The 11,277-nt window shown below is 67.0% G+C and carries 15 protein-coding genes and 1 pseudogene; 10 read left to right on the top strand and 6 right to left on the bottom strand.

What is annotated here, in order from left to right; translation table 11 throughout:
• Nucleotides 1-124: 124 nt before the first annotated feature.
• Entirely contained in the window at nt 125-1,510 is a 1,386-nt protein-coding gene (gene lpdA, locus ACTWQJ_RS35740; RefSeq protein ID WP_443310619.1) for a dihydrolipoyl dehydrogenase, read from the bottom strand.
• Between the two features lie 1,366 nt (nt 1,511-2,876).
• On the opposite strand from lpdA, the gene ACTWQJ_RS35745 reads away from it, so the two are divergent.
• Complete coding sequence (locus tag ACTWQJ_RS35745) at nt 2,877-3,056, top strand: transposase family protein (protein WP_443310632.1); 180 nt, start codon at nt 2,877-2,879, stop codon at nt 3,054-3,056.
• A 21-nt stretch (nt 3,057-3,077) separates the two neighbouring features.
• Here the strand turns inward: ACTWQJ_RS35745 and ACTWQJ_RS35750 are convergent, their stop codons facing one another.
• A complete protein-coding gene (locus ACTWQJ_RS35750; protein WP_443310620.1) occupies nt 3,078-3,731 on the bottom strand; it encodes a TetR/AcrR family transcriptional regulator in 654 nt (217 codons plus the stop codon).
• A 185-nt stretch (nt 3,732-3,916) separates the two neighbouring features.
• On the opposite strand from ACTWQJ_RS35750, the gene ACTWQJ_RS35755 reads away from it, so the two are divergent.
• The 6 genes from ACTWQJ_RS35755 to ACTWQJ_RS35780 all read left to right on the top strand — a co-directional run bounded on the left by ACTWQJ_RS35755 (nt 3,917) and on the right by ACTWQJ_RS35780 (nt 8,507).
• A complete protein-coding gene (locus ACTWQJ_RS35755; RefSeq protein WP_443310621.1) occupies nt 3,917-4,465 on the top strand; it encodes a carboxymuconolactone decarboxylase family protein in 549 nt (182 codons plus the stop codon).
• Nucleotides 4,466-4,577: 112 nt separating this feature from the next.
• On the top strand, nt 4,578-5,372 hold the full coding sequence (locus ACTWQJ_RS35760) for an isocitrate lyase/PEP mutase family protein (RefSeq protein WP_443310622.1): 795 nt from the start codon (nt 4,578-4,580) through the stop codon (nt 5,370-5,372).
• A 59-nt stretch (nt 5,373-5,431) separates the two neighbouring features.
• Nucleotides 5,432-6,079, top strand: coding sequence for a nitroreductase family protein (locus ACTWQJ_RS35765; protein ID WP_443310623.1), 648 nt, complete (start codon nt 5,432-5,434; stop codon nt 6,077-6,079).
• Nucleotides 6,080-6,131: 52 nt separating this feature from the next.
• A complete protein-coding gene (locus ACTWQJ_RS35770) occupies nt 6,132-7,049 on the top strand; it encodes an NADP-dependent oxidoreductase (protein WP_443310624.1) in 918 nt (305 codons plus the stop codon).
• Between the two features lie 131 nt (nt 7,050-7,180).
• Complete coding sequence (locus ACTWQJ_RS35775) at nt 7,181-7,564, top strand: MmcQ/YjbR family DNA-binding protein (RefSeq protein WP_443310625.1); 384 nt, start codon at nt 7,181-7,183, stop codon at nt 7,562-7,564.
• A 55-nt stretch (nt 7,565-7,619) separates the two neighbouring features.
• Nucleotides 7,620-8,507 (top strand): SDR family oxidoreductase, encoded by an 888-nt coding sequence (locus ACTWQJ_RS35780; protein WP_443310626.1) that lies wholly within the window; start codon nt 7,620-7,622, stop codon nt 8,505-8,507.
• 291 nt (nt 8,508-8,798) lie between these two features.
• Here the strand turns inward: ACTWQJ_RS35780 and ACTWQJ_RS35785 are convergent.
• The 4 genes and pseudogenes from ACTWQJ_RS35785 to ACTWQJ_RS35800 form a co-directional block, all read right to left on the bottom strand.
• Nucleotides 8,799-8,891 (bottom strand): annotated as a pseudogene (locus tag ACTWQJ_RS35785) (transcriptional regulator); the annotation flags it as partial.
• Between the two features lie 10 nt (nt 8,892-8,901).
• On the bottom strand, nt 8,902-9,303 hold the full coding sequence (locus ACTWQJ_RS35790; RefSeq protein WP_443310627.1) for a DUF6009 family protein: 402 nt from the start codon (nt 9,301-9,303) through the stop codon (nt 8,902-8,904).
• Nucleotides 9,300-9,584, bottom strand: a complete 285-nt coding sequence (locus ACTWQJ_RS35795) for a hypothetical protein (RefSeq protein ID WP_443310633.1) — start codon at nt 9,582-9,584, stop codon at nt 9,300-9,302. The genes ACTWQJ_RS35790 and ACTWQJ_RS35795 overlap by 4 nt, the downstream gene beginning before the upstream one ends.
• Nucleotides 9,585-9,608: 24 nt before the next feature.
• Nucleotides 9,609-9,941, bottom strand: coding sequence for a hypothetical protein (locus ACTWQJ_RS35800; RefSeq protein ID WP_443310628.1), 333 nt, complete (start codon nt 9,939-9,941; stop codon nt 9,609-9,611).
• Between ACTWQJ_RS35800 and ACTWQJ_RS35805 the strand changes: the two genes are divergently transcribed.
• The 3 genes from ACTWQJ_RS35805 to ACTWQJ_RS35815 all read left to right on the top strand — a co-directional run bounded on the left by ACTWQJ_RS35805 (nt 9,931) and on the right by ACTWQJ_RS35815 (nt 11,176).
• Nucleotides 9,931-10,308: a hypothetical protein gene (locus tag ACTWQJ_RS35805; protein ID WP_443310629.1), complete on the top strand. Its 378-nt coding sequence runs from the start codon at nt 9,931-9,933 to the stop codon at nt 10,306-10,308. The two genes, ACTWQJ_RS35800 and ACTWQJ_RS35805, sit on opposite strands and share 11 nt — an antisense overlap.
• Nucleotides 10,305-10,604, top strand: a complete 300-nt coding sequence (locus ACTWQJ_RS35810; RefSeq protein WP_443310630.1) for a hypothetical protein — start codon at nt 10,305-10,307, stop codon at nt 10,602-10,604. The genes ACTWQJ_RS35805 and ACTWQJ_RS35810 overlap by 4 nt, the downstream gene beginning before the upstream one ends.
• A 239-nt stretch (nt 10,605-10,843) precedes the next feature.
• Nucleotides 10,844-11,176, top strand: coding sequence for a transposase (locus ACTWQJ_RS35815; protein WP_443310631.1), 333 nt, complete (start codon nt 10,844-10,846; stop codon nt 11,174-11,176).
• Nucleotides 11,177-11,277: the final 101 nt, after the last annotated feature.

An 11,277-nucleotide genomic window follows, 5' to 3' on the forward strand; every position in this document is an offset into this window, starting at 1 on the left:
CTGCAACGCTGGTGGAAAGCCTGGTCCAGCACGCCCCCACCAGCAGCATTACAGGACTTGATCGACGCAGTCAGCCACGGCCAACGACTCAACCCCTACCTGAACCCGCCCTAACAAACCACCGCTAGTCGTATGTGTAGAGGGGTTTACCGGCCAGGGCCAGGTGGGCCTCGCCGAGCGCCTCGTTCTGCGTCGGGTGGGCGTGGACGAGCTGGGCGACCTCGGCCGGCAGCGCCTCCCAGTTGTAGATCAGCTGGGCCTCGCCGACCTGCTCGCCCATACGGTCGCCGACCATGTGGACGCCGACCACCGCACCGTCCTTGACCTGGACGAGCTTGATCTCGCCGGCGGTGTTGAGGATCTTGCTCTTGCCGTTGCCCGCCAGGTTGTACTTCAGAGCGACGACCTTGTCCGCGCCGTAGATCTCCTTGGCCTTGGCCTCGGTGATACCGACGGAGGCGACCTCGGGGTGGCAGTACGTCACCCGCGGGACACCGTCGTAGTCGATCGGGACGACCTTCAGACCGGCCAGCCGCTCCGCCACCAGGATGCCCTCGGCGAAGCCGACGTGCGCGAGCTGGAGGGTCGGGACCAGGTCGCCGACCGCGGAGATGGTCGGGACGTTGGTGCGCATGTACTCGTCGACCAGGACGTAGCCGCGGTCCATGGCGACCCCGGCCTCCTCGTAGCCGAGACCGGCGGAGACCGGGCCGCGGCCGACGGCGACCAGCAGGACCTCGGCCTCGAACTCCTTGCCGTCGGCGAGGGTGACCTTGACGCCGTCGGCGGTGTACTCGGCCTTCTGGAAGAAGGTGCCCAGGTTGAACTTGATGCCGCGCTTGCGGAACGCGCGCTCAAGCAGCTTCGAGGAGTTCTCGTCCTCGACCGGGACGAGGTGCTTCAGGCCCTCGATGACCGTGACGTCGGAGCCGAAGGACTTCCACGCCGAGGCGAACTCGACGCCGATGACACCGCCGCCCAGGATGATCACGGACTTCGGCACGCGGTCCAGGACGAGGGCGTGGTCGGAGGAGATGATCCGGTTGCCGTCGATCTCCAGGCCCGGCAGCGACTTCGGTACGGAGCCGGTCGCGAGGAGCACATGGCGCCCCTGGACCCGCCGGCCGTTGACATCGACCGACGTCGGGGAGGACAGCCGGCCCTCACCCTCGATGTAGGTGATGTCGCGTGCCTTCACCAGGCCTGTCAACCCCTTGCACAGGCTGTCAACCGTCTTGTCCTTGTACCGCTGCACCGCGGGCATGTCGATGCTCTCAAACGTGGCCATCACGCCGAACAGCTGTGCATCACGGGCCTGGTCGGCGATCTCGCCCGCGTGCAGCAGGGCCTTGGTGGGGATGCACCCGTTGTGCAGGCAGGTGCCCCCTAGCTTGTATTTCTCGACCATCGCCGTGCGCAGGCCGAGCTGAGCACCGCGCAGAGCGGCAGCGTAGCCCGCGCTGCCACCGCCGAGGACTACAAGGTCGAAGCTTTCGGTGGCTGCCGTCATGTGGGGCCCTCCCTTTCGTGATGTCTGTTTGCGCGTAGACGCCCGGCCTGCGGGGTCTCACGAACCGCCTGGCCGGGCGGCACGGTCGGTTGGTGTCCGGTTCGGGCGAATCGGACAAGCTATTCCTGCATCGCTTGGTACGGCGACGCGGCCGATGGGGTGCCACCGCGGAGACTCGGGCGGCGGAGTCGATAGCGGCACGATTGGGGACCCGTCCTCACCCACCGCACCCCGAGTCCGGCCAGCTCGTCCAGGGCGAGCAGAGGTGGACCAGGATGGCGACGGTGGCGTCGATGCCACAGAACACCAACAGCGAGCAGGTCCACCACGCTGCAGGCGTTTGCGGCTCGTAGCTAGCCCGGCGCTTTCCCACCAAGGAGAGCTTGGTCCGCGCCGTAATTGTCTGGCGAGCTGAGAGCGTCATCGCCCTCCACAGAATCTCGGCGCTGGGATGAGTAGACACCTTCGAGTCCCTGCGGCTGTGTGCCCGCGCGTACATCGAGCGGGAGGATGTGTGCCGTGGCGGGTGCTCGTCGGCTCCTTGGCGAACGAGGCCATGAAGGCCGAAGACGGCCTTGGCGTCTTTTGCGCAGGCCGGCGGGCGATACACAACCGTGGCGATCTCCGGGAGGACACCGAACCCGAGGCGCTCACGCACCTGCCCTGGCCTCTTTTCAGGGGGCATGCTCCTCGGCCAGCCCGCTGGCAGCACACAGCTCCTGCGGGACGCTCTGAACGGCGCAGCGGCCTATGTCGAATCCTTCTCCAAGGAAGCCGCGCGAAGCCGTGTATGGCTGCGCCGGCCAGGGCTTAGCCCGGAAGGATGCCACGGCGTGGGTCTCCCTCGCCGTATGGCAGGCACGCGCCGCCGTGCCGTACTGCTGGGGAGAAACCCGCACGATCCCATCTCCGTCCCTTTTCGATCCGCAGCAATGGGGACACGCTCGCACCGCTTGGGTCCAGGAAAGGCCACCAGTATCGATCCCGCGTCTACCCTCCATCGCGGACCCCTGCGCCGCTCTCGCAGCAGCGAGTGGCAGAAGGCGATAGGAACGGCGGGCCGCCAACCGCGAAGCATCCACGCCGCTCCCGGGCCAAGGTGACCTACTTGCGCAACCTCGCACAGCACCAAGCGGACGGGGTAATCGACCTGGAGGACATGGCCGCCGAAGACGACGCGACGGGTGATAGTGATCTTTGAATATGGCTCTGCCCGCAGTTCCGTGAATCACCAGGTCAGGGTGGTGAGCGAGGGATCGTTGCGGCAGAGTATGCCCCCGGCATGGCAAGCAAGACGGTCGAGGCTGTGCTGTTTCCCGGGATCGATGTGCGAGTGGAGCGCGTCAGCGACTCCTCCGACGTCCTCATGGTGGAGGCCGTGTCCATCGCTCGCCCGGGGCGGTGCCCGGACTGCCGGAAACAGGCGAGGCGCATACCTAGCACGTATCAACAAGCCCTCAATGAACGGCCGTTGGGGCCTCGCGAGGTCATAGTCCGGCTGCGGGTCCGCCGGTACTTCTGTGATCGGAAGTGCACGCTCCGCTGACCCATACGCGCGTGGAGGCGGCTACCGAGCTTGGAGTACGCCGGCGTCCGGAGACGTCGCGAAGGTCTGCAGGTAGTCGATGGCTGTCTGCAACGCGTCTTTCAGCGGAGCGATGTCCCGTGCGACCTGGGCGAGGAGCATGCCTCCCTGGAAGGCAGCAAGGAACAGATTGGCCAGTTGCGTGGGATCTGCCTCAGCGCTGATGCGGCCGAGTTGCTGCATGCGCTCGATTCCATCGCGGAAGATCCCCCTCCACTGGTCGAACGCACTCGCAAGCTCGTCGTGAACGTCGAGGTCGGTCTTGATGATCTCGCTCGCGAGGGAGCCGAGGGTGCAGCCTTCCTGGTAGGCGCGCTCGTAGCCGACGTAGAAATCCGCCCACGCCCGGAGCGCGTCGGGGTTGTCGAAGCCGGCGAATCGCTCGTCGCGGTGGAACGTGAGGACGCGCTCGGCCTGCCAGGCGATCACGGCCAGGACGAGACTCTCCTTGGTCGGGAAGTAGTGGTTGAGCTGCGATCCGCTGACGCCGGCGGCGCGGCGGAGCTGCTCGTTGTTCGTCGCGTGGACTCCCTTTGTGTAGAAGAGTTCCGCAGCGTGCTCCAGGATGCGGGCACGCGTTGCCTGCCCCTTTGATGTGAGCTTGTGAGGGGCCGGAGCTGCCGTAGTGGTGGTCATGCTTAACGATACCCCAGATTGGGCTTGACAGCCCAGATCCGAGGGTGTTCACTCTGAGAAGTGGGCTACACAGCCCAAAAAATGCCGCAGGGTTCGCAGTCACAACGGGGCTGGACCTGCGAAGTAGTAAGAACCGACCTGGGCTCGACGCTGACCACTCACACACCTCCGGAGGTTGATTCGCCATGTCACGACTGAACGTTCCCTCTCCTGACGACGTCTCCGATGGGGCGAAGGGCATCCTCGACAACGTTGGCGCACAGTTCGGCTTCGTCCCGAACATGTTCGCGGCTCTCGCGTCGAACCCGACCGTCCTCGACGTCGTCATGACGCTGCAGGGCACCTTGAGCCGGGTTCTGGACGCGAAGACGCGGCACACCATCGCGCTCGCGGTGTCGCAGGCCAACGGTTGCGATTACTGCCTGGCGATGCACGCATACGTATCGTCCGAACTCGGTGGCATGTCGAGCGATGACATCGACCTGGCCCGGGCCGGGAGCTCGACCGATCCCAGGCGCGCCGCGGTCGCTCGTTTCGCTCAGCAGGTGGTGGAGAGCCGCGGTCGGGTGAGCGACGCCGACCTGGCGGCTGTGCGAGGCGCGGGGTACACCGACCCGCAGATCCTGGCGATCGTCACGGTGGCGGTGCAGGTCCTGCTGACCAACTTCATCAACAACGTCAACCAGACCGACATCGACATCCCCGCCATCAGCTCGGCCGGTACGCCCGGCTGATCGCCGGGACCCCCGTCGAGGCCGCGCGCACAGCCGGTAAACCCCTCACCGCCCCAAAACGATCACTCGGGAAAGGTTCGGTATGCCGGGCTCCGAAGTCTATGAAAAATTCATGGCACTGCACACCCGCGACGGCGGCCTCGTCATGCCGAACGCATGGGACGGCCTCTCGGCGCTGATGCTGGCCGACGCCGGCTTCGAGGCGATCGCGACGTCATCGGCGGCACTCGCCACCACACTCGGCCGGTCCGACGGGCGTCACGAAGTCACCCGTGGCGAGCACCTCGAGCATGCGCGGCTGCTCGGCCGGCTCACAGGGCTACCCGTCAGCGGAGACTTCGAGGACGGCTACGGCGACACGCCCGAAGACGTCGCTGCGACCGTGGAAGCCGCCGTCGAGTCCGGCCTGGCCGGTATCGGGATCGAAGACACCTCGGGCAATCCCGATCAACCGATCCGCGACTTCGACGAGGCAGTCAACCGCATACGCAGTGCCGTCGAGGCGGCTAACGGGCGCATCGTCGTCACCGGCCGCACCGACAATTTCATCCAGGGGCGGCCCGATCTCGACGACACCATCCGGCGCCTGACGGCCTTCGCCGAGGCCGGCGCGGATGTGCTCTACGCCCCTTACCCACCCGACCTCGACGCACTCGTCGCGATCGTCACCGCCGTCGCGCCGACACCGGTCAACGTCCTCATCTCGCCGGCTGACAAGGTGCTGACCGTCGCTGAACTACAGAAGGCCGGGGTCAAGCGCATCAGCGTGGGTCCAGCGCTCTACACCCACGCTATGGAGGCATTCGACCAGGCCATCAAGGCTCTCGTCGCGGGTGACCTCACCACCGCGACGACAGGAATCAGCTTCCAGCGCATCAGCGAACTACTTGCCCGCGGCACGAACTAGCCCAAACCCTGCGCCCCACCACTCCTCACCCACTCATCGCAAGATGAAGGCAGATCGACATGAACCTCGACAAGCTCATGAACAAGCACCTCACCAGGTATTTCGACCCCAGCAAGACCATTCCGGAGGAAACCCTTCAGCAGCTGCTGCGGTTCCTGCGCTCCACGCCGTCATCTGTGAACGTACAGCCCAACCACTTCTACGTCCTCGCCACGCCCGAAGGCAAGGAGCGGCTCGCCAACAACCTGGGCGAACGATTCCAGGACAACGCCGAGAAGATCCTGAACGCGTCGCACACCATCATCCTCACCACCCGGGCAGATCTGCCCGACAGCCACCTCGAGGCGGTGTTCACGAAGGAGAAGGCCGACGGCCGGTTCCCTGACCCGTCGAAGCAGGAGCTGTGGGAATCCATGACCCGAGACTTCCTCAACCTGCGCAACTACGGCTACAAGGACCTGAACCACTGGATGGAGAAGCAGACCTACATGGCGGTGGGCCTGACCATGATGGCGGCCGCCGAGCTCGGCGTCGAGGCCACGCCGCTGGAGGGGTTCGACCCGACCAGTGTCGACAAGGCCTTCAAGATCCGCGAGACCGGACACAGCACGACGGTGCTGCTGGCCCTCGGCTACCCCGACCCGGAGAGGGTGTACACCACCCCGATCTCGCGCTTCGAAGCCGACCAGCTGTTCACCTTCATCTAAAAACCCACCCGGAAACCAAAACCCACCACCCATACGAGGAAGAGCCATTTCAATGAAAGCCATTGTGGTCACCGACCAGGCCGCGGGAACGGCCGGAATGACGCTGACGGAGCGGCCTGAGCCGCTCGCAGCGATCAACGACGTCATCGTTCAGGTCCATGCATCGGGCTTCGTCCCCACTGAGACGGAGTGGCCGTCCACCTGGGCCGATCGCGCCGGCCGTGACAAGACACCGTCGATCCCCGGCCACGAGCTGGCCGGAGTGGTCACCGCCCTCGGCTACGGCACGACGGGGCTCTCGGTCGGGCAGCGGGTGTTCGGCCTCGCCGACTGGCACCGCGACGGCACCCTCGCGGAGTACGTGGCGATCGAAGCACGCAACCTCGCACCGCTGCCCGGCGACGTCGACTTCACGGTAGGCGCGTCCCTGCCAATCTCAGGTCTGACCGCGTGGCAGGGCCTGTTCCAGCACGGCCGCCTCCAGGCCGGCCAGACCGTCCTCGCCCATGGCGCAGCCGGGGCAGTCGGGACGATGGTGACCCAGCTCGCACGTGAAGCCGGCGCTTACGTCATCGGCACCGGACGCGCCGCCGACCGCGAGAAGGCGCTCGACTTCGGCGCGCACGAGTTCGTCGACCTCGAGAACGACACGCTGAAAGACGTCGGCGGCGTCGACCTGGTCTTCGATGTCATCGGTGGCGACGTTCAGAAGCAGTCCGCCGCCCTGATCAAGGCCGGAGGAGCACTGGTGTCCGTCGTCGGCCCGGTCGAAGCACGGCCCACTGACGGCCTGGCCATGGACTTCGTCGTCGAAGCCGATCGCGCCGAACTCGGTGAGATCGTGCAGCGGGTGCGGGACGGACGGCTGCGGACCAACATCGGTGACATCGCGAGCCTCGACGATGCCATCGGCGCCCTCAACCCGACCACGCGACGCCGCGGGAAGACAATCATCCGCGTCCTCCCATAGACAGTGGACGGCCACCGTCCGATCGGCAGGTCATGGTCGTGGTCTACGCCACGGCCATCGGCCACCGACCGGTGCAAGGACCCGAACCGAGACACGCCAGGGACTCGAAACCGACAGAGGAGTTGATCACCTTGGACGGACAGGAACTGCAGAAGATCGCGCGCGACCACACCGCGGAACTGCCCGGCACCGACCAAGAGCATCGTTTCGACCCCAACTGGGAGCTCCACAAGGTGGGCGGCAAGGTCTTCATGCTCATGACCGACATGCCTGGACGCCCCGTCGTGATCCTGAAAGCCGATCCGGACGACGCCACAGCCCTGCGTGAGCAGTACGCGGACATCGCCCCCGGCTACCACATGAACAAGAGACACTGGATCACAGTGGAAGGCGGAGACACCATCGACGACAAGCTGGTGAAGGAACTCGTGACCGACTCCTACCGTCTCGTGGTCGGCGGGCTTCTCAAGTCCAAGCAACCCGTGGATCCACACACCTACAACCGCCACGCCTGACCCTCGCCATGCCCCTCCTGCGACGCAGCGTCGCAGCAGTCATCTGGAGCCTTTCATGCGCGTGTTCGTCACTGGCGCCACCGGCAGCATCGGCTCAGTTGTCGTTCCCGAACTCATCGCCGCTGGTCACGAGGTCCTCGGCCTCGTCCGCTCCGATGCCGCGGCTACGGCCGTCGCCGCCGCTGGCGGGATGCCGCTCCGCGGCGGCCTCACCGACCTTGACAGCCTCCGCGCCGGCGCAGCGCAGGCCGATGGTGTCGTCAACCTGGCCTTTAGCAACGACTGGAGCAACTTGGAGCAGGGCATCGACGAGGAAGCACGCGCCGTGCGGACCCTCGCGGCCGCACTGGCAGGCAGTGGCAAGCCGTTCGTGCATGCCGGCCTCACGCCGATGTTGCCAGGCCACGCCTCCACCGAGGAGGACCCCGACACCACCAACGGTCCGGTCGGTGGCCGCGGCCGCACTTCCGACGTGGTGCTGGCCCTGGCCGCCCAGGGCGTCCGGTCCTCTGTCGTGCGGCTGCCGCGCTCCGTGCACCAGCGCGGGTCGGCATACGGCTTCTGCTCGGTGCTCATCGCCGCCGCGCAGAAGACGGGCGTGTCAGCGTACGTCGGCGACGGCACGCAGCGATGGCCGGCGGTCAACCGGCTTGACGTCGCCCCGCTGTTCCGCATCGCACTCGAGAACGCTGCGCCGGGCACGGTCCTGCACGCGGTAGCCGACGGGGGCGACACCATGAGGTCGCTGGCCGAGGCTATCGGCGGCGTTCTCGGGATGCCGGTCGAGTCGGCGCCGCCTGAGCGCTTCGGCCTCATCGGTCGCCTGTTCGCCCTTGACATGCCATCGTCGAGTGCACTGACCCGGGAACGGTTCGGCTGGGAGCCTACCCACCCAAGCCTGATCGACGACCTCGCTGCCGGCGACTATCCCGCCCTGGGCTGAAATCCCCGGGATGCCGCCGGGACCGGACAAGGTGGAGTGACTACTGACCTTCCGCGTACACCGGGCCTTCCTTGCCTCCGTCCGGGTGCTCGGCCAAGGCGTTGACTGGGGCTTCCCCTTGATCGTGGACACCTGGAGACTGGGATCTTGAGGTTCCAGAGGAAGTAGCACCAGGTGGGAAGCAAGTACACGAAACGGTACACCGAGGAGTTCAAGCGGGACGCGATCGCGCTCGTCGATTCCTCGGGCAGGACGGTCGGCCTTGGAGGGCGTGCGTCGGCCGTCCAGTCATGTGCGCAGGGTGCTGTCGGTGACGGTCAGGCCGGCTACGCGGGCGTGGTCGGTGCGGGTGAGGTAGTGCAGGCGGGCCAGCAGGCTCTGTCGGACACGCAGCTCACAGCGGGAGTTGTATGCCGAGTTCCTCCACGGCGAGGGAGGGCGGGCCGCCTTCGGAGTGCTCCGTCGTGTAGCCCTTGACGCATGGTTTGAGGGTGCGGGGGTCGACGGCTTCGGCGGGAGCACTTTTGGCGTACAAACCGCCGCGCTCGCTGTCTCGGTCGTGGGGCAGGAGCCAGAAGACACGGCGCCGGAAGGTTCCGGAGGCGCGGGAGGGTTTGGCCTCGGGGCCGAGGATCGCGTACCCGACCATGCGGCCGTCGCGGTGGTAGGCGGGCTTGCCTTTGCGGGTGGGCAGGCGGTCCAGGCTCTGGCGGACGTAGTCGAGTTGGTCGATGTCCTCCAGCCACACGAACTCTGTCTCGTGGCTGATCTCGTCCGCGCTGATCAGGGAACTCATGCGCCGGTGTCCCTCTCGTCGTCGGTGAGCAGTCCGATGCCGGGGTAGTGCTTGCGCTGGTTGGACAGGATCATCTCCTTGGGCAAGGCCGGGCCGACCAGTTCCCGGGTGCGGGAGGCGAACGCACGCGAGGACATGACCGGAGGCTGGTCTTCCACCTCCAGTACGACCGGGTGTCGTCGGAGGCCCTCAAGCAGCGGGAAGACCTGCTCGGCACCACCAGCGCCTCCACCCTGGTGTACGCGACCCTCGACGGCTGGCGCCGCCAGATGGTCGAACACGGGCACGACCTCCTGGACACCGCGCTACACCGCGCCGAACGCATCCGGTGCGCGGCCGGTGACCTGCCCGGTCTGCGGCCCATGGGCCAGGAGGTCGTCGAGGAGGGGCTCGCGGCCTCCTTCGACCCATTGAAGATCGTGATCGACGTACGGGAGCTCGGCATCAGCGGCATGCAGGCCGCCGAGTGGCCACGGGCCCACCGGCACGTCGACGTCGGCGGCTCCGACACCTGCCGTATCAGTGCCTCGATCACCCACGCCGACGGCGAAACCGAGAAGGTCCTGCTGGACGCCCTGCGCGCGCTCGTCGACGGAGCCGACTCCATCGAACGGCGACCACTCGTCGTTGACGCCCACCACCCCGCGCCACCCCGACGGCCGCGGCATCTACTGGCCCACGCCGAAACCCCGCACCCCGCAAGAGATCGCGTTCCTCAACCTCGGCGAGCGCGCCCACCGCTGGCTCGTCGAGGCCGGTGCCGCCGGCGTCACCCGCATCCGCGCCAAGATGGCCCGCGCCGTCGAACTCGCCGCCGCCCTCGGCGACGAAGCAGTCGGCGAGGCCCTGGGCATGGCCGCGATCGCAGGCCAGCTCGCCGACGACGACCAGCCCTCCATCCTTGGTCATCTGGCCTCCACAGCCACCATCGGAGACCTGGTCGTCGCGGAGGAAACCCACTCCGTCCAGCCCGGCACCCACTCCTGGAAGGGATTCGGCCAGTGACCACCCAACCCACCACCCCGCCAGTCCCTGACGCCCTGGACCAGATCCTGCGCCGGATGCGGCTGCCCTACCTGCACAAGGCCGCGCCCGACGTACTGGCCACCGCCCGCGCGCAACGCTGGGATCCCGCCGAGGTGCTGCGGGTGCTGTTGAACGAGGAGGTCGTCGGCCGGGATGCGGCCACCCGCCGGATGCGCCGCAAGACCCCCGCGCCAGCCGGGCGCCTGTCCACGAAGGGTCAACAGGCAGCGACCGTAACGGCACAGCCCGCCCCAGGGCATCGCACCATGTCGTAACACTCCGGTCCACGCCTACCGTCAGGCTCACGAGCGGCATACTCCGGCTCGCTGAGCGTCGGTGGGCAGATCGACGAGGGGAGCCGGGAGGCCGGACGGCAGCCCGGGTTACTCGTCGACATGCCAGCCGCCTCTGAGCTTGACTCTGTCGGGGATCTTGGTGTTTCCCGGTGCGGCAGCATGATCAGAGGGCATGCTCGGGGCTGTTTCGAAGGCCGTTGCAGTTGTCGAGGTGCCCGTTGTCGCTCCACGCCCGTTCCGGTGAGCAAGTCCCGTCTCTGACCGGGCAGATGGCGCGGGCGAGCAACCCGGGCGGTACGACGGCGATGTGGGTGAGAGACCGGCTGGACGGGCTGTGGTGCGACGCGGACTTCGCCGACTGGTACCCGCGCGACGGCCGCCCCGGCATCTCGCCCGCTCAGCTCGCCACCGTCTGCGTGCTGCAGTTCCTGCTCGACCTGTCGGACCGGCAGGCCGCCGAGGCGGTCCGCTGCCGCATCGACTTCAAGTACGCGCTGGCCATGGAACTGGATGATCCCGGCTTCCACCACAGTGTGCGTATCCCTGCGTGACGCCTTGCCCCGGCGTGAAAATTGGGTTGGCGGCTGTCCGTCGACGTCGGCAGCACCTTGGGGGGTGGATCCCGCACCACAGTCTGACGCCGGAGCTGGCC

This window comes from Streptomyces sp. KR55 (genome assembly GCF_052245645.1).
Classification (GTDB): Bacteria; Actinomycetota; Actinomycetes; order Streptomycetales; family Streptomycetaceae; genus Streptomyces; species Streptomyces flavusporus.